The sequence below is a fragment of the Herpetosiphonaceae bacterium genome, assembly GCA_036374795.1.
Lineage (GTDB): Bacteria > Chloroflexota > Chloroflexia > Chloroflexales > Kallotenuaceae > LB3-1.
On record DASUTC010000153.1, the window covers coordinates 1 to 18,476 of the forward strand.

Annotated in this window: 6 protein-coding genes; 2 read left to right on the forward strand and 4 right to left on the reverse strand. The window is 66.9% G+C overall.

Annotated features, from left to right (window positions below):
- Positions 1-1,759: condensation domain-containing protein (locus tag VFZ66_10495; GenBank protein HEX6289610.1), on the forward strand; the 1,759-nt coding region annotated here is incomplete at its 5' end.
- Complete coding sequence (locus tag VFZ66_10500) at positions 1,756-6,489, forward strand: amino acid adenylation domain-containing protein (protein HEX6289611.1); 4,734 nt, start codon at positions 1,756-1,758, stop codon at positions 6,487-6,489. The genes VFZ66_10495 and VFZ66_10500, both read left to right, overlap by 4 nt.
- A gap of 87 nt (positions 6,490-6,576) precedes the next feature.
- Here VFZ66_10500 and VFZ66_10505 read toward each other — a convergent pair whose 3' ends face one another.
- From VFZ66_10505 to VFZ66_10520, 4 genes are all read right to left on the reverse strand, one after another.
- Positions 6,577-9,108, reverse strand: coding sequence for a DUF3656 domain-containing protein (locus tag VFZ66_10505; GenBank protein ID HEX6289612.1), 2,532 nt, complete (start codon positions 9,106-9,108; stop codon positions 6,577-6,579).
- 97 nt (positions 9,109-9,205) lie between these two features.
- On the reverse strand, positions 9,206-10,579 hold the full coding sequence (locus tag VFZ66_10510) for an MFS transporter (protein HEX6289613.1): 1,374 nt from the start codon (positions 10,577-10,579) through the stop codon (positions 9,206-9,208).
- A gap of 33 nt (positions 10,580-10,612) precedes the next feature.
- Positions 10,613-15,325, reverse strand: a complete 4,713-nt coding sequence (locus VFZ66_10515) for an amino acid adenylation domain-containing protein (protein ID HEX6289614.1) — start codon at positions 15,323-15,325, stop codon at positions 10,613-10,615.
- 9 nt (positions 15,326-15,334) lie between these two features.
- A partial coding sequence (locus VFZ66_10520; GenBank protein ID HEX6289615.1) for an amino acid adenylation domain-containing protein occupies positions 15,335-18,476 on the reverse strand: 3,142 nt, incomplete at its 5' end.

The following is an 18,476-nucleotide window of genomic DNA, read 5'->3' on the forward strand; positions in this document are numbered from 1 at the left end:
GCTGACGCCCAACGGCAAGGTCGATCGCAAAGCGCTGCCCCAGCCGGAGCGCACGAGCGCTCCGACGACGCTGGTCGCGCCCCGGACGGAGACGGAGACGACGCTGGCGCGGATCTGGGCCGACGTATTGGGCCTGGAGCACGTCGGCATCCACGATAACTTCTTCGCGCTTGGCGGCGACTCGATCTTGAGCATCCAGATCGTCGCACGGGCCAACCAGGCGGGCCTCCATGTTACGCCGGGCCAGCTTTTCCAGCATCAGACCGTCGCCGAGCTGGCCGCTGTTGCGACGCTGACGACCGTCGCCGAAGCCGAAGGAGACGCAGCGCCCGGCCCGGTGCCGCTGACGCCGATCCAGCGCTGGTTCTTCGAGCAACGCCTGACGAACCCGCAGCATTTCAACCAATCGCTGCTCCTGGAGCCGCGTCAGTCGCTCGATTTCGCGCTGCTGGAGCAGGCGGTGCAGCATCTCGCGCGGCAGCACGCCGCGCTGCGGCTGCGCTTTGTCCGCGACGCGCACGGCTGGCAGCAGTTCGATCCAGGCGATACTCCCATCATCCCTTGCGCGCACGTCGATCTGTCAGCGGTGCCGCTGGCCGAGCAGCCGACCGCGATCGAGCAGGCCGCCGCCGACGCTCAGGCCAGCCTGGATCTGGCGCATGGCCCCCTGATGCGCGTGGTGCTCTTCGATCGCGGCGCGGATCAGCCGCAGCGTGTGCTGCTCGTGATCCATCATCTAGTGGTCGACGGCGTATCCTGGCGGATTCTGGTCGACGACCTTCAGACGGCCTATCGCCAGCTTGCGCGCGGCGAGGCGGTGGCGCTACCGCCCAGAACCACCTCGTTCCAGCGCTGGGCCGCGCAGGTGAGCGCTTTCGCGCAGACCGACGCGCTGCACGCCGAGCTGCCGTACTGGCTGCGGCTGGCGGATCGTCCGCTGCCGCGTCTGCCGCTCGACAATCCACACGGCGCGAATCTGGTCGCTACCGCCCGCGAGATCACGCTGGCGCTGGACGCCGAGGAGACGCGCGCGCTGCTCCACGACGTGCCGCCGGTCTATCACACCCAGATCAACGACGTGCTGCTGACCGCGCTGATCCAGGGCTTCGCGGCGTGGACCGGCCAGCACGCGCTGCGGCTCGATGTTGAAGGCCACGGACGCGAAGATCTGCTGGCCGGTGTCGATCTGTCGCGAACCGTCGGCTGGTTTACCAGCGTCTTTCCGGTAGCGCTCGATCTGCCGCATACGTCCGATCCGGGCGCGGCGCTCAAGGCCGTCAAGGAGCACCTGCGGCACATTCCCAGGCGCGGCATCGGCTACGGCCTGCTGCGCTACCTCAACGCCAACGATGGCGCGGCTGGGCTGCGGCTGCTGCCGCCCGCCGAGATTAATTTTAACTACCTGGGCCAGACCGATCAGTCGCAGGCGTCGTCGCTGTTCGCCGCCGCCACAGAGTCGAGCGGTCCCAACGTCGATCCGCAGGCGCAGCGGCCTTATCTGCTTGAGATCAGCGGCATCGTCAGCGGCGGCCAGTTGCGCTTGCAGTGGCTCTACAGCGAGCAGCTTCATCATCGCGCCACGATCGAGGCCTTCGCGCAGCACACGCTGGCGGCGCTGCGGGCGCTGATCCGGCATTGCCTTGCCTCTGAGGCGGGCGGCTACACGCCCTCGGATTTTCCGGCGGCCAGAGTCAGCCAGGGCGATCTGAATAAGCTGCTGGGGATGATCGGCAACAAAGGAGGAGCGACGCCACGATGAGCGCCGACCAGATCGAGAATATCTACGAACTTTCGCCGATGCAGCAGGGAATGCTGTTTCACTCGACGACGGTGCCAGGTTCGGGCGTGTATGTCGAGCAGGTGAGCTGCGTGCTCCACGGCGCGCTGGATATTGCCGCGTTCGAGCGTGCCTGGCAGGAGATCGTCGCGCGCCATCCGATCCTGCGAACGGCCTTCTACTGGGAAAATCTCGAAAAGCCGCTGCAAGTGGTCTATCGCTCGGTGCCGGTGCGCGTGGAGCGGCAGGACTGGCGCGATCTGTCGCCTGAGGAGCAGGCATCCAGCCTGGCCGCGTATCTGGCCTCTGAACGGCAGCGCGGCTTCGAGCTGTCGCAGCCGCCGCTGCTGCGGCTGACGCTGGCGCGAATCGCAGACGATGCCTACCGCTTCGTCTGGAGCCACCACCACATCTTGCTGGATGGCTGGTCGCTGCCGCCGCTGCTGACGGAGGTGCTGCGCTGCTACGAGGCGTTCCACGACGGTCGTGCGCCAAGCATGGAGCGCTCGCGGCCATACGGCGATTATATCGCCTGGTTGCAGCAGCAGGACACGCTGCGCGCGGAGCAGTTCTGGCGACAAGCGCTCCAGGGTTTTACCACGCCCCCGACGCTTGGCGCGAACGGGCGGCACGCGCACCAGGCCCACCAGACCACAATCGCCGCCGAGCATGACCTGACGCTTTCGGCGGATGCCACGGCGCTGCTTCAGGCATTTGCCCGCCAGCATGGCCTGACGTTGAACACGCTGGTGCAGGCTGCCTGGGCGCTGGTGCTCAGCCAGTACAGCGGCGCAGCCGATGTGCTCTTTGGCGCGACGGTTTCAGGACGGCCCGGCGAACTCGCGGGCGTCGAGCAGATGGTTGGGCTGTTCATCAACACGCTGCCGGTGCGCGTGCAGGTAGCGCCCGACGCGGAGGTGCTGCCCTGGCTTCAGCAGCTTCAGGCGCAGCAAACGCTGCTCTGGCAGTACCAGTACCTGCCGCTGGTCGAGATCCAGCGCTGCGCGGACGTTCCGCCCGGCCAGCCATTGTTCGAGAGCATACTGGTCTTTGAGAACTATCCGCTGACCGATCTTTCCGATAGCTGGTCCGGCAGTGTTCGGTTGGAGGATGTTCAATTCTACGAGCAGACCAACTATCCGCTGACGGTGGCCGCGTTTCCGGGTGCCGAGCTGGGCTTGCGAATCAGCTACGATTGCCAGCGATTCGCGGCGGACGAGGCCGCGCGCTATCTTGAGCATCTGCACACGCTGCTGCTGGCGCTGGCGGCGAATCCTTACGGCCGTCTGGCCGATCTGCCGCTGCTGACGCCCGCCGAGCAACATCTCCTGGCGCTGTGGAATGCCACCGGCGCGCCGCGCGTCCCTGTGACGATCCATGAGCTGATCGAGGAGCAGGTTGCGCGCACGCCCGACGCCGTGGCGCTGGCCGTCGTGGATGCTGCGGGCGATAGCGTGGCGCAGGTGACGTATCGCGAGCTGGACGAGCGCGCGAATCAACTGGCGCACGAGCTGCGGACGCTGGGCGTTGGGCCGGAGAGCCGGGTCGGGCTGTGTCTCCATCGCTCGATCGAACTGCTGGTGGGGCTGCTCGGCATTCTCAAGGCGGGCGGCTGCTATGTGCCGCTCGATCCGAGCTATCCCCAGGAGCGGCTGTCGCTGATGATCGAGGATGCGCAGATGCCGGTGATCCTCACGCAGGAGCGGCTGGCGGCGGAGCTGGCGACGACTCAGGGGCGGCTGCTGCGCCTGGATACGGATTGGCCCGCAATCGCCCGGCACCCGGTTGAGAAGCCGGACGTGCCCGTGTGCGCCGATCATCTGGTGTACGTGATCTACACGTCGGGCTCCACCGGACGGCCCAAGGGCGTGCTGATCGAGCATCGGTCGCTGGTCAACCACACGCAGACGATGACGCAGCGCTTTGGTTGTATGCCGAATGATCGGCTGCTTCAGTTCTCATCGCTCAGCTTCGACGGGGCGGTCGATAGCGTCTTTCCGGTGCTGCTGCTCGGCGCGACGATCGTGATGCCGTCGACTACCGCGATCAGCAACGCCGATCTGGTCCGGCTCTGCGAGCGGCAGGCGATCACGCTCCTCGTCATGCCTGCCGCCTTCTGGCAGCAGTGGGCCGTCGATATGCATCCAGGGCCACAGCCAATGATGCCCGCGCTGCGGCTGGTGCTGGTCGGCGGCGATAGCCCCGATCAGGCGAGTATCCGATCCTGGCACCGAGTGGTAGGCCGCGACCTGCCGGTGTTCAATGCTTATGGACCTACCGAGGCGACGGTCGCGGCAACGCTTTACCAGACGACGTGTGCGCAGGCTGCCAGGCTCCGCAGCGCCAGGCTGCCGATCGGCGTTCCGCTGCCGAACGTCCAGGTGTATCTGCTGGACGCGCAGTTGCGCCAGGTGCCGATCGGCGCGACCGGCGAAGTGTATATCGGCGGCGCGGGCGTGGCGCGGGGCTACCTCAATCGGCCTGATCTGACCGCCGAGCGCTTCGTGCCCGATCCCTTTGCGCAGCAGCCCGGCGCTCGCTTCTACCGCACGGGCGATCTGGCGCGCTACCACGCTGACGGCAACCTGGAGTTTCTTGGTCGCGGCGATCGTCAGGTCAAGCTGCGCGGCTTTCGCATCGAGCTGGGCGAGATCGAGGCTGCTCTACGCCAGCATCCCGCTGTGCGGCAGTGCGTGGTGCTGGCGCGGGAGGACCGGAACGGCGACAGGCGGCTGGTGGCGTACGTCGTAGAACAACAGAACAAAGGAACAAGGGAACAAAACGAAGAACAAGGAACGGGTGCCGTGCGGGTGCCATGCGGGTGCCCTCTGGGCATGGGCACCCGGCATGGGCACCCGGCACACAAAGAACCGGGTGCCCTCTGGGCGCACCAGGAAGCCGAAACTCGAAACTTGGAACTTGGAACTTGGAACTTGGGCCTCCGCGAGTTCCTGGGAGCACGTCTCCCCGCCTACATGGTGCCGAGCGCGTTCGTGGTGCTGGACGCGCTGCCGCTCTCGCCCAACGGTAAGCTCGACCTTCGGGCGCTGCCGCTGCCGGATTCCGGCGGCTCGGATCTGGTTGGTGGGGCTGTGGGGCCGCGCACATACGTGACCGATATGCTGCTGACGATCTGGTCGAGCGTGCTGGGCCGCGATCGGATCGGCCTGCATGATAACTTCTTCGAGCTAGGCGGGCACTCGCTGCTGGCGACGCGCGTCGTCTCGCAGGTGCGATCGATCTTCCAGGTCGAGCTGTCGCTGCTCAGCGTCTTCGAGGCTCCGACGATCGCGGCGCTGGCCCAGCAGATCGAGGCGGCGCTCCAGACGAGTCAGTCGCTTGCGCTGCCGCCGATCGGTGCCACGGGAGCCGACCGCGCGCCGCTTTCGTTTACGCAGGAGCGGCTATGGTCCTTCGATCGGCGCGATCCGGGCAACCCGGCCTTCAACATTCCGACAGCGGTGCGGCTGCGGGGTGCCGTGGACATCGCCGCATTGGAGCGCAGCCTCAACAAGCTGGTGCGGCGGCATGGCGCGCTGCGCACGACAATCGCCGAGCTAGACGGACAGACGATCCAGATCGTCGCGCCTGAGCTTACGCTGCATGTGCCGGTCGTCGATCTCGCCGAGCTGCCGCCGCACGAGCGCGAGGCCGAGGTGCGGCGGCTCATCGATGAGGATGGCCTGCGTCGCTTCGATCTGACTCGGGGGCCGCTCCTGCGCTGCACCGTGCTGCGTGTCGCGCCCGCCGAGCACGTGCTCTTGCTGACGCTGCATCACATGGTGTCGGATGGCTGGTCGGTGAGCGTGTTTGTGCGCGAGCTGGCGACGTTCTACGCCGCAGATGTTGCCCAGGATGCGGCGGCGCTGCCCGATCTGCCGATCCAGTACGTCGATTATGCGATCTGGCAGCGACGGTGGCTCGACCCAGGAGCACCCGGCGACGTCCTCGATCGGCTGCTGTCGCACTGGAAGCAGCAGTTGGCCGACGTGCCGCACGTGCTGCATCTGCCGACCGATTTTCCGCGTCCGGCAGTACGCACCTTCAGGGGCGGTCAGGAGAGCCTGCGGCTGCCTGAGACGTTGAGTGGGCAGATTCGCGACCTCAGCCGCAGCGAAGGGGCGACGCTCTTTATGACGCTGCTGGCGGCGTTCAACATTGGGCTGTGGCGTGTCACCGGCCAGAGCGATATGGTCATTGGCTCGCCGAGCGCCGGGCGGGTGCTGGCGGAGACGGAGCACCTGATCGGCCTGTTCATCAATACGCTGCCGCTGCGTCTCCGTCTCGACGCCGACCTCACCTTTCAAGATCTGCTTGGCCGGGTCCGCTCCACGACGCTGGCGGCGTACGCGCATCAGTATTTGCCGCTCGGCGTGCTGCTGCAAGCGCTCGACCTGCCGCACGATCCGCGCTACACGCCGCTGTTTCAGGTGGTGTTCAATATGCTCAACGTGCCTGACGTGCGCGCCGAGCTATCGAGGCTGACGATCGAGGCCGTGCCGCCGCCGAATATCGGCTCAAAGTTCGATTTCACGCTCTACGTCCAGGAGGCCGAGGGATCGATCCAGCTTGATCTGGTCTATAACGCCGACCTGTTCAGTGCGGCGCGGATGCGGCATCTGCTGACGCAGTTTCAGCGCCTGCTCGTCCAGGTCGTCGCGGAGCCAGCGCAGCCTATCGCGGGCTTTGGCTGGGAGGCGTACGCGGCATGATTGCAGGTCGGTCTGCTGGTTTGTGACAATCACATTCGGTATTCGCAGGGGCGACCCGGCGGGTCGCCCTACAACCGATAATCGTTATTACTGCAACATCGGCAGCGAGAGATACGCATCGGGCACAAAGAGGCTGCCCTGCGTGGTGCCCTGCGGAGCCAGCCGGTGCAACTGCTGCGCCAGGTCATGCGTCGATTGCTGGCCGCTGAGCGTCTCCCAAAACGCGCTGGCAATCTGCGTTACCTGCGCGGCGGTTTCGTGGACGAATTCGAGGCGGAAATGCCGAATGGCCGCGCCCTGCCACTGATCAAGATGGCGGCTGGCCTCCTGTGCCTCCGCGCCGAAGACGGTGTTGCGGCAGCCAACGTCGGCCATGACCGGATGCGCGCGCCCGTGTACGTCTTGCAGCGCCACGCGATGTTTCTCGCACGGATGCCCGCAATCCTTGAAGCTCGTGCCGGTGGAGAGGAAGCGGCAGAAGACGCAGTGCTCGGTGTGGAATACGGGTAGATGCTGGTACGCCACCACCTCGATGCTCTCCGCGCCGATGCTGCGGGCCAGGCTGGCGATCTGCGCCGCGTTCAGATCGTGGGTCGGCGTGACGCGCTCCAGTCCAAGGTCGAGAAACAGATCCGCCGACAGCGCATTGGCCGCGTTCAGGCTAAAATCGCCGATCAGCGGCGGATGCTCGCTCTCCCGCAGCGCGTACAGCAGGCCGCTGGATCGCACCAGGATCTCACAGTCGAGCTTGAGCAAGAAGCGCACAACGCGCTGCTCGCTGGGCTTCAGGATGCGCGGGCTGGCGACACGCGCGGTAATGCCGCTGGCCTGCACGCGCTCCACCGCCGGACGCAGCCCGTACAGCTCAAGGTAGTCCAGCGTGATGCTCGCCGGTTGCAGATCGAGCGCCGCCTCCAACTGCTCAGGCGTGCGGACGAGCAGATGCAACTGCGGCGCGCCCGGCTCCGGCGCTGTGGTCGCGCGGCGGGTCCGGGCCAGCGCGGCCTCCAGTGTCTCAAGCGGATCGCTCAGCGTGACGGGACGCGGCTGCTGCTGCAACGTCGCCAGCTGCTCGACGGCCTCGCGGCGCAGGTTGTTCAGCAACGAGCTTGGCGCGAACGGTCGTCCACGCAGATCCAGGCTCAGGTCGGCCAGGGCGTACGGCGTGGTGCCCAGACGACCAAGCTGCTCGCGGGCGAATTCGGGCGTGAGCGCCTGGCGCTGCGCAGCCCTGAGCGGCTCAGGCGAGCGCACCACGACTCGCACCTGCGGCTGCTCGGCCAGCGTCCACTCGACTTCCAGCGGCGCGCCCTCGTGCGCCGTCACACGGATCTGCACCGGCTGCCGGTGGAGCGGCGCGCTCGCCTGGGTGAATGGGCGAGCGGCCCTGTCGAGATCGGGATCGTCGGTGCGCCAGAGCAGATCGCCCGCTCTGATGCGCCCGGTGTTGAGCACGCCGGGGCCGAAGCGGATCTCCAAATGGCCGCCGCGCAGCGGCGTGACGTGATAGATCCGCCCGCCTTCCTCGGCGATCTCCGGGCTGCGCCAGTCCGCCGCGTCGAAGACCACGCCATCGCCCGCTTTGAGCGGCGCGGCTGCGGTAGCCGGATCGGGCGCGATCACCACGCTGTCGGGCAGCACGCGCGCGACACGGCCCATCAGCACTCCGCGATGGCGCGGCGATCGTCCGCTGACCACCGCCTGATGGTTGGTGCCGCCGACGAAATAATCGCCCAGGCCACGCGAATAGACCTGCTCAAGCTGGATCTCCTCGGCGCGGCTCGCGCTCAGCGGTAATCCGGCCCAGGCCTCGTCGACCGCCTTGCGGTAGGCGCTGGTCGTCAGCGCGACATAGTTGGCGTCTTTGTAGCGCCCCTCGATCTTGAGCGCCGACACGCCGATCTGCACAATCTCCGGGATGTGATGCAGCGCGTAGAGGTCGCCCGGCGAGAGCAGATAGCGCGCGTCGGCCAGCGGCTTGACCCGCTCGTCGACGATCATCTCGTACGGCAGCCGACATGCCTGGGCGCACTGCCCACGGTTGGCGCTGCGACCGCCCCAGGCTTCCGACGAGAAGCACTGGCCGGAGTAGGAGACGCACAGCGCGCCATGCACGAACATCTCCAGCTCACACTCGGTCGCGGCGCGAATCGCGCGGATCTCATCCAGCGATAGCTCGCGCGCCAGCACCACGCGCCGCACGCCAAGCTGCTGCGCCAGGTGAATGCCCTCCGCGCTGGTGATGCTCATCTGCGTGCTGCCGTGAACATCCAGCTCAGGCGCGATCCGGTGCGCGAGCTGCGCGATGCCCACATCCTGCACGATGATCGAGTCCGCGCCCGCCTCGGCAATCGCCGCCAGTGTTTTGGCCGCCTCGCGCAGCTCGTGGTCGAAGACCAGCGTGTTGAAGGTGACGTAGCCTTTCACGCCGCGCCGATGCAGCGTGCGCATCACATCGGGCAGCTCGTCCAGCGCAAAGCCGACTTTGGCGCGAGCCGTAAAATGCTTGAGGCCGAAGTAGACCGCGTCGGCACCGGCCTCGATCGCGGCCTGCAACTGCGGCCAGTATCCCGCCGGGCTCATAATCTCCGGCTTCGTTAGCTCAATCCGTTCTGTCATCTCAATCCCACATCCGCAGCATATACTACATGCCGATCGTCGATCAGCCTGGTGTATCGTTCTGGCATGTAGTGTACCGGGATTCTGAGGAAAAAGATCAATCCTGCGCGGCGGCGGGAACCAGATCCGGCGACACCGGCTCGGCTGCCTGGCGCGCCTCGCGGACGATCGCGTCGGGGATCTCCTGCTCGACGCGCCGCGTGCGCGGGTTGAGCAGCCCGGCGATACCGGCCACGATCGGGATCAGCCCCAGCACGATGAACAGCAAGCCGATGCCGCGCCCCGTTCCGGTGCCGATGATCTGCCCGACGCTGCCCGCCAGCGCGCCATTCTCTACCAGCAGCGGCTCGAACAATCCATCCGCCAGCGGCCCCGCGATCAGATACGCCAGCGGCGTGGTCGACCAGGCGATCATCATGCGGATCGCAAAGACGCGGCCCTGCACATCGGGCGCGACCTTGAGCTGCCAGATCGTGCGGCTGCACCCGTTGATCAGCGGAATCCAGAAGAGCTGGCAGAACGAGGCGACGGCGATCAGCGGAATCCACGAGCGAACGCCCGCCAGCATGATGCTCACGCCAAACAGGATGCCGAAGCCGAAGACGCCAAGCGCGCGGCGCTTGGGACCGCCCCAGGCGCTCATGACCATCCCGCCCACCAGCATGCCGATGCCGCCGATCGAGACGACCGTGCCCAGCGCGGTCGGCGAGGCGATCTGGAGCACCAGCGGCGGCAGCAAGACCTGCGTCACGCCGAAGGCGAAGTTGATGATCGCGAAAAAGATCAGCAGGCCCAGCAGACCGGGCCGCGCCGCGACGTAGGTCCAGCCGTAGGTCGCCTCGCGCAGCAGCGAGCCCTGCCCCGCCGCGCCCTCCGGCGTCCGCTCCGGGCTGGGAATGCGCACCATCAACTGCGTCAGCACCGCGAAGACGAACGTGACCATGTCGACCAGGATCACGCCCTCAAGGTCGATGGTGACGACCAGCAGGCCGGCCAGCATCGGCGCGACGATCGGCGCGATCGAGTTCGCCACCTCGACCAGCCCGTTGGCGCGTCCAAGCTGCTCCTTGGGCACGATCATCGTCATCGCCGCGTTGTAGGCCGGAACCTGGAAGGTGTTGAAGCTGGCGCTGGCGGCGACGGCCAGATAGATGTGCCAGATCTGGAGATTGCCGCTCATCAGCAGCAGCGCGATCGTCAGCGAGGCCAGGCCAGCGCCGGTATCGCTGATGATCATCACCCAGCGCCGGTCCCAGCGATCGACCAGCGCGCCCGCGATCGGGAAGAGCAGGATGCCCGGAAGCGCAAACGAAAAGGTGATCAGCGCAAACTGCGTCGCCGAGCCGGTCTGCTGATAAACCCACACGCCGAGCGCGAAGGCTGTCAGGCCGGAGCCGATCAGCGAGATAAGCTGTCCGAACCAGATGGTCAGGAAGGTTCCCATACCACGGGCCAGAGTCCGTTGTGCCATGGTGTGATACTCCTCGATGCACGTACCGCGTGGTTAGCGTCCCTTGTGAGCCTGGAAGTAGTCGGTCAGCGCTTTGAGCGCCGTGCTGTAGGATGCCGCCAGCCGCTCGATCGTGGCGCGCTCGTGGACGTTCTCGCTGTAGAGCCAGTCCATGCGCAGCCGATCGCCGACCAGCGTGCCGTTGACGACCAGCGGATGCGGGCGGATCGATGTGAGGTCGTGGCGATGGCCGCCGAACGCGCCCGCCAGCCGGAACAGCGACAGCCCCGGCGTGAGCGCGCCCATGTAGTTGAAGTTGAGCTGCGCCGGAGGCAGCGCGCGCATCTGCTCCATGATCGCCGGATCGGTGTTCAGGTGGCGCAGCAGGCTGTAGCCCATGCCGTGGTTCGGCACCTGCCGCATCTGCCTGCGGACGGCCTTGAGCGCCGCGCCCGGCTCCGCCGCTGTTTCGAGATCGAGCAGCACCGGATAGGTGATGTTCAGCCAGCCCATCGTGCGCGCCACGTCCATATCCTCGAACATCGTCACGCGTCCGTGGGCCAGCAGATCGACCAGCAGCGTGCGGTTGCCCGACCACTCGGCGATCGTCTGGAGCAGCGCGGTCAGCAGCACGTCATCGATCGAGGTGCCCTGCGCCAGCTTGATCTCGCGCATCAGCGCTTGCGTCTCTTCGACGCTCAGGAAGACCGAGACGGGGCGGTACGTGTCGATCGTGCGCACGCCGTCGGGGAAGTCGAGCGGGATCGACGGCACCGCGCGGCGCGACTCCGATTGCCAGTAGGCGAGCTCCTGGCAGATCGCCGCCGAGTGGGCGTGCTCGTTGAGCCGCTGGCCCCACTGCTGGCGTGAGGTCGTCTTCGCGGGCAGGCTGATCGTCTCGCCGCGCCGAAGCTGCCGGTAGGCCAGATCCAGATCCGCCAGCAGGATTTGCCACGAGAGCAGATCCGCCGTGAAGTAATGGCAGACCAGCAGCAGCTTGTTCGGCTGGCTGGGGCCGAGATCGAAGAGCACGCTGTGCATCAGCGGCCCGCGCGCCAGATCGAAGCTCGTCTGGATCTCGGCGATCCTGGCCTTGATCGCCACGCCCTGTCTGACCTCGGATAGCCCGGAAAGATCGACCTGCTCAAAGGGCAGCGACTCGAAGGGGCCGTCGTTGACGAGCCGCGGCCCGGCCTCGCCTTCGACAAACCGCATGCGCAGCGAGTCGTGGTGCAGCACCAGATGGCGCAGCGCCCGCTCTACCAGCGCCGCGTCGAGCGACTCCTCGGCCTCCAGCAGGAACGCGATGCTGTAGTAGTGCGGGTTGGGATGGTTGCGCTCCAGAAACTCGCGCTCGGCGGGCGTAAACGGCACGACGCCCGTCACCAATCCCTGCTCGGCCACGATCGACATCACGCCGATCTGCGCGGCAAGCTCGGCGATCGTCTGGTGCTGAAAGACCTGCTTGGTGGTGATCTTGATCCCGGCCTGGCTGGCTTTGGCGACGACCCGAATCACCTGGAGCGAGTCGCCGCCAAGCTCGAAGAAGTTATCCTGCACGCCCACCTGCTTGACGCCGAGCAGCTCCGACCAGATCGCGGCGAGCTTTTCTTCATCCGGTGTGCGCGGCGCGACATAGGCGGCCTTGAGATCGGGCCGGAAGCCATCCAGCGCGGGCAAGGCCTTACGATCGACCTTGCCGTTGGGCGTCAGCGGCAGCGCGTCCAGCACCATAAACACCGCCGGGATCATATACTCCGGCAGCTTGTCCTTCAAGAAGGCGCGCAGCTCCGAAGAACCAAGACGCGGGGTGCCATGACCAGAGGGCACCCGGAACCGAGAACTGGCGGAATCTGCTTGGTTCTGCTGTTCTTTGCTCTCTACGACATACGCCACCAGCCGCGTGTGTCCTGCATCCTCGCGCGCCACGACCACCGCCTCACGCACGGCATCGTGTTGCAGCAGCGCAGCCTCGATATCGCCCAGCTCGATCCGGTAGCCGCGCACCTTGACCTGATAGTCGATCCGGCCCAAAAATTCGATCGTGCCGTCCATGCGGAAGCGCGCCAGGTCGCCGGTTTTGTAGAGCCGCGCGCCACCCTGCGGGTACCCGGTTTGGCTGAACGGATTGGGAATGAAGCGCTCGGCGGTCAGATCGGGCCGGTTGAGGTAGCCCCGCGCCACGCCCGCGCCGCCGATGTGCAGCTCACCGGGCACGCCGATCGGCAGCGGTTGCAGGTTTGCGTCGAGCATGTAGATCTGCGTGTTGGCGATCGGATGGCCGATCACCACGGGCATGCCCCGCTCGATCTGATGCACCGCCGACCAGATCGTCGTCTCGGTCGGGCCGTACATGTTCCAGAGCGACTCATGCCGCTCCAGCAGTTGCCGGGCCAGATCGCGCGAGAGCGCCTCGCCGCCGCAGAGCGCCTTGAGCGGACGCCCGACCGAATCCCCTGCGCCGAGCAGCAGCCGCCAGGTGGAGGGCGTCGCCTGCATGACGGTCGCGCCCGACGCGACGATCGCATCGCGAAGCTGCTCTCCGTCGGCGGCGACCGCGCGGCTGACGATGACCACGCGCGCGCCGATCATCAGCGGCAGGAATAGCTCCAGCCCCGCGATGTCGAACGAGAGGCTGGTAATCGCCAGCAGCGTATCGTCGGCGGTCAGGCCGGGCTGCCGCTGCATCGAGGCCAGGAAGTTGACCACCATCCCGTGGGTAAGCTGCACGCCTTTGGGCTTGCCGGTCGAGCCGGAGGTGTAGATGATATACGCCAGGTTCTCGGCGCTCACAGCGCCGCTCGGCGGCGCGTCGTCGGCTGCGGCGATCATTGCCGCGTCGGTGTCCAGGCATAGCACGCGCATCGGATGCCGGATCTGATCGAGTTGCAGCGCGGCTTGCAGATGGCTCTGCGTGACCATCACGGGCACGCGCGCATCTTCGATCATAAAGTGCAGCCGCTCCAGCGGATAGTCGGCGTCCAGCGGCACATACGCGCCGCCCGCCTTGAGCACTCCGAGCAGCCCGACGACCAGATCGACCGAGCGATCGACGCAGAGCGCGACCCGCGTCTCGCCCTGAGGGCACCCGCCCACGCCCAGGGCGCGTAGGGTGTTGGCAAGCCGGTTGGCCCGTCGATCCAGCTCGCTGAAGGTGGCCGCCTGCTCCTCGAAGACGACAGCCACCGCGTCGGGCGTGCGCGCGGTCTGCTCCTCGACCAGCCGGTGCAGCGTCGTCTGCGGGTAGGGGGCCTGCGTGGCGTTCCACACCTCGAAGAGCTGGCGCTGCTCCAGCGCCGTCAGCAGCGGCAGCGTCGCGATCGGCTGGTCGGGATTGTCGACGCAGGCTTCGAGCAACACCTGATAGTGGCCCATCAGCCGCGCGATCGTCGCCGGATCGAAGAGATCGATGTTGAACTCGGCAGCGCCGGTCAGTCCCGCCTCGGTTTCGCGCAACACCAGCGTCAGGTCGAAGCGCGACGTGCCGCTATCGACCTCCATCAGGCGCAGCGAGATGCCCGGCAGCTCAAGGAAGTTGGTCGTCGCGGTTTGCAGCACCAGCATCGTCTGGAAGAGCGGCGAGCGACTGGTATCGCGCGTGACGTTCAGATCGTCGAGCAGTTGCTCGAAGGGCAGATCTTGATGCGCGTACGCCTCAAGGGCGGTGGTCCGCGCGCGCTGCACCACCTCGCGGAAGCTGGGATTGCCGTGGAGGCGGGTGCGCAGCGCCAGCGTGTTGACGAAAAAGCCGATCAGCCCTTCGATCGCCGCCTGGTTGCGGTTGGCGATAAACGTGCCGACCGTCACGTCGTGCTGGCCGGTGTAGCGCGCGAGCAGCGTCTGCCACGCGGCGAGCAGCGTCATGAACAGCGTCGCGCCTTCCTGCTGGCTGAGCTGCTTCAGCTTCTCGGTCAGATCCCTGGGCAGCCGGACCCACTCGACCGCGCCGTTGTGCGTCTGCATCGCCGGGCGGGGGCGATCAGCGGGCAGGTCGAGCGTCGGCACGGGAGTGCCAGACCCAAAGGGTGCCCCGCCTAGCTGCCGCCGCCAGTAGGCCAGCATTCGGTCGAGCACTTCGCCCTGGAGCCACTGCCGCTGCCAGGCGGCAAAGTCGGCATACTGGATCGACAGCTCCGGCAGCGACGCTGGCTGCTGCGTGACGTAGGCTTCGTAGAACGCCGCCAGCTCGCGGACGAAGATGTTGTGCGACCAGCCATCCGAGGCGATATGGTGCATGTTGAGCAGCAGGATATACTCCTGCTCGTCCAGTTGCACCAGCATGGCGCGCACCATCGGGCCAAGCGTCAGATCGAACGGGCGCTGCGACTCCTCGATCGCCATCTGGAGCGCGACCGCCTCACGCTCCAGCGGGTCGTGCTCGCGCACATCGACGATCTTCAGGAAGACCGGACGCGGCGGGCTGATCGTCAGCGTCGGCTCGCCGCCGACATTAGCAAACGTGGTCCGCAGCGTCTCATGGCGGGCGACGACCGCATCCAGCCCGTGCCGCAGGGCATCCAGGCTGAGCGTGCCGCTGACGCGATAGATCTCAGGCAGATTGTAGAGCGCCGTATCCTGCTCGAACTGGTCGAGAAACCAGAGCCGCTGCTGCGCGAACGAGAGCGGCGCAGGCTCGGCGGTGGAGCGGCGCGTGATCGTCGTGGCGGCGGGCCTGGCCCGCGCGCCGCGCTTCCAGCGCTCAAGCAGCGCCCGTCGTTCGGGCGAGAGGTCGGGCTGGGTCGTTGGAGCTTGATCAGATGTGGTCATGTCTGCCTCTTAACTGGCTGGGATCAGCGGCTCGTCGTCGGATGCCAATCGCTTGACTTCGTCGTCGGACAGCGCTTGCAGTTGCTCGATCAGCAGCGCTTCGATCAGCTCGTTCAACTGCGCGATCGTCGGCGACTCGAACAGGCTGCGCAGCGGGACTTCGACCTGGAAGGTTTCGCGAATGCGCGAGACGAGCCGCGTCGCCAGCAGCGAGTGTCCGCCCAGCTCGAAGAAGCTGTCGAAGACGCCGATGCGCGCGGCAGGCAGCAGCTCGGCCCAGATCTCGGCCAGCACCTCCTCAAGCTCGCTGCGCGGCCCGACGAAGCTAGCGCGCTGCTCGGTGCCGCTCCACTCCGGCGCGGGCAGCGCGCGGCGGTCGAGCTTGCCGTTGGCATTCAGCGGCAGCGCATCCAGAAAGACGAACGCGCTTGGCACCATGTACGCGGGGAGACGCTCTTGCAGGTACGCCCTGAGGTCAGGGGCCAGGGGGCGGGGGTTGGGAGTCGGGAGGAGGTCCTCACCGGCACCCGCCCTCTCCCCTTGCATAGGAGAGGGGGAGTGTATTGTTTGGTGCTCCTTTTGTTCCCTTGTTCCCTTGTTCCCTTGTTCTTCCCCGACGATATACGCCACCAGCCGCACGTCTGCGCGTCCGCCCGACGCCGAGGCATCTTCCCGCGCGACGACGATCGCCTCCTGCACGGCGGGATGCTGGAGCAGCACGGCCTCGATCTCGCCCAGCTCGATGCGGAAGCCGCGAAGCTTGACCTGATGGTCGGCGCGGCCCAGGAACTCGACGTTGCCGTCGGGCAGGTAGCGCGCCAGATCGCCGGTGCGGTAGAGCCGCGCACCCCCTGTTTGGCTGAACGGATCGGGCACGAAGCGCGCGGCGGTCAGATCGGGGCGGTAGAGATAGCCGCGCGCCAGCCCGTCGCCGCCAATATGCAGCTCGCCCGCCACGCCGATCGGCACTGGCTGCATCCGCGCATCCAGCACATGCACCCGCGTGTTGGCGATCGGGCGTCCGATCGGGATGCGACGCAGCGGCAGATCCGGCTGGCAGGTCCAGGCGGTCGCGTTGATCGACGCCTCGGTCGGGCCGTAGAGCTGGATCAGATCGGCGGGCAGCCGATCGCGGAAGCGCTGCGGCAGATCGGTGGGCAGCGCCTCGCCGCCGCAGAAGACGCAGCGCAGCGCGCGGCAGGCATCCAGACCCGGCTCGTCCAGCAGCACGCCCAGCAGCGACGGCACAAAGTGCGCGACTGTCACCTGCTGCTCGGCCATGAACGCCACCAGCGCGGCGCTCTCTTGCTGCGCGCCGTTTGGAGCCAGGAGCACCTGCGCGCCTGCCAGCAGCGGCCCGACCAGCTCCCAGATCGCGATGTCGAAGCTGAACGACGCAATCTGAAGCACGCGGTCGTCGGTGGTCAGCGGGTAGTTGGCCTGGCTCCAGCAGAGCCGGTTGACAATCGCGCGGTGTGTCACCTGCACGCCTTTGGGCCGTCCGGTCGAGCCGGAGGTGTAGATCATGTAGGCCAGATGCTCGGCGGAAACCTGGGCGCTGGCTGGTTCGTCTGGCTGCCCCGCGATCTTCGGCCAGTCGGCGTCGAGGCGTACGACTCGCGCCTGCGATTCCGGTAGCCGCTCGGCAAGACGCTGCTGGGTCAGCAGCACAGGAGCCTGCGTGTCTTGCAGGATCAACTGGATGCGCTCGTGGGGATAGGCCGGGTCGACGGGCACGTACACGCCGCCCGCCTTGAGAATGCCGAGCAGCCCCACCAGCAGCTCGATCGAGCGCTCCACCGAGATCGCGACGGGTGTCTCCGGCTGGATGCCCAGCGCGCGGAGATAGTGGGCCAGTTGATTGGCGCGGGCGTTGAGCTGCGCGTAGGTCAGGCTCCGCCCCTCGTATGTGGCTGCGATGGCGTCGGGCGTGCGCGCGGCCTGCGCCTCGAACAACTGGTGTAGACAGGCGTCGTGCGGGTATTCCTGCGCGGTGGCGTTCCACTCCACGACGATCTGCTGGCGCTCGGCCATGCTCAGCAGTGGCAGATCGGCGATCCGCAGGTCGGGAGCGGCGACGATGCCCGCCAGTAGCGTCTGCCAGTGCGCGGCCATGCGCTCGATCGTCGTTCGGTCGAAGAGGTCGGTGTTGTAGATAAACGTGCTCTTCAGCCCCTCAGCCGTGTCCTCGATCGTCAGCGTCAGGTCGAAGGTGGTCGTTTGGGTATCGACGACGAAGCGCGTGAGCCGGATGCCGCCCATCTCCTGCGCTTCCGCCGGGATGTTTTGCAGCACGAATAGCACCTGGAAGATCGGCGTGTGGCTGGGATCGCGATCGGGCTGAAGCTCCTCGACCAGCTTCTCGAAGGGCAGCTCTTGATGGGCATATGCCTGGAGACAGACCTCGCGCACGCGATGGAGCAGCGCGCGGAACGTTGGATTGCCCGACAGATCGGTGCGCAGCGCGAGCGTGTTGATGAAGCAGCCGATCAGGTGTTTGGTTTCAGGCTGCGTCCGCCCGGCGATCGGCGAGCCGACGACGATGTCATCGTGGCCGCTGTAGCGATGTAGCAGCACATCAAACGCCGCCAGCAGCGTCATGAACAGCGTCGTGCCCTCCTGCTGGCTCAGCGCCGCGAGCGCATCGGCGAGACGCTGGGGCAGAAGCAGATCATGGCGCGAGCCGTTGGCGGTCTGGCGGGCCGGGCGCGGGCGATCGGTGGGCAGCTCAAGCACGGGCGGCGCAGGGGTGCCAGACCCAAAGGGTGCCCCGCCGAGCTGCTGCCGCCAGTAGGCAAGCTGCTGATCGAGCACCTCGCCCTGCAACCACTGGCGCTGCCAGGCGGCAAAGTCGGCGTACTGAATCGGCAGATCGGGCAGCTCCGCCCGCTCCCCGCTGCGCGCCGCCGCATAGCCCGTCGCCAGCTCGTCGAACAGCACGCCCATCGACCAGCCATCGCTGATGCTGTGATGGATCGCCAGCACCAGGATATGCTCGGTTGGTTCGAGGCGCAGCAGGCGGGCGCGCAGCAGCGGGCCGCGCGCGAGATCGAAGGGCTGCCGCGCCTCGGCCTGCGCCAGCCGCCGCGCCTCGGCCAGGCGCGTCTCGGCGGGCAGGCGGGTACCCTCTGGGTGCAGGTCCACCAGCGGC

Excerpts from the sequence above, each read along its gene's own strand:
- VFZ66_10510 (HEX6289613.1), bottom strand. The coding sequence starts at position 10,579 with ATGGCACAACGGACTCTGGCCCGTGGTATGGGAACCTTCCTGACCATC.
- VFZ66_10505 (HEX6289612.1), bottom strand. The coding sequence starts at position 9,108 with ATGACAGAACGGATTGAGCTAACGAAGCCGGAGATTATGAGCCCGGCG.
- VFZ66_10500 (HEX6289611.1), top strand. The coding sequence starts at position 1,756 with ATGAGCGCCGACCAGATCGAGAATATCTACGAACTTTCGCCGATGCAG.
- VFZ66_10515 (HEX6289614.1), bottom strand. The coding sequence starts at position 15,325 with ATGACCACATCTGATCAAGCTCCAACGACCCAGCCCGACCTCTCGCCC.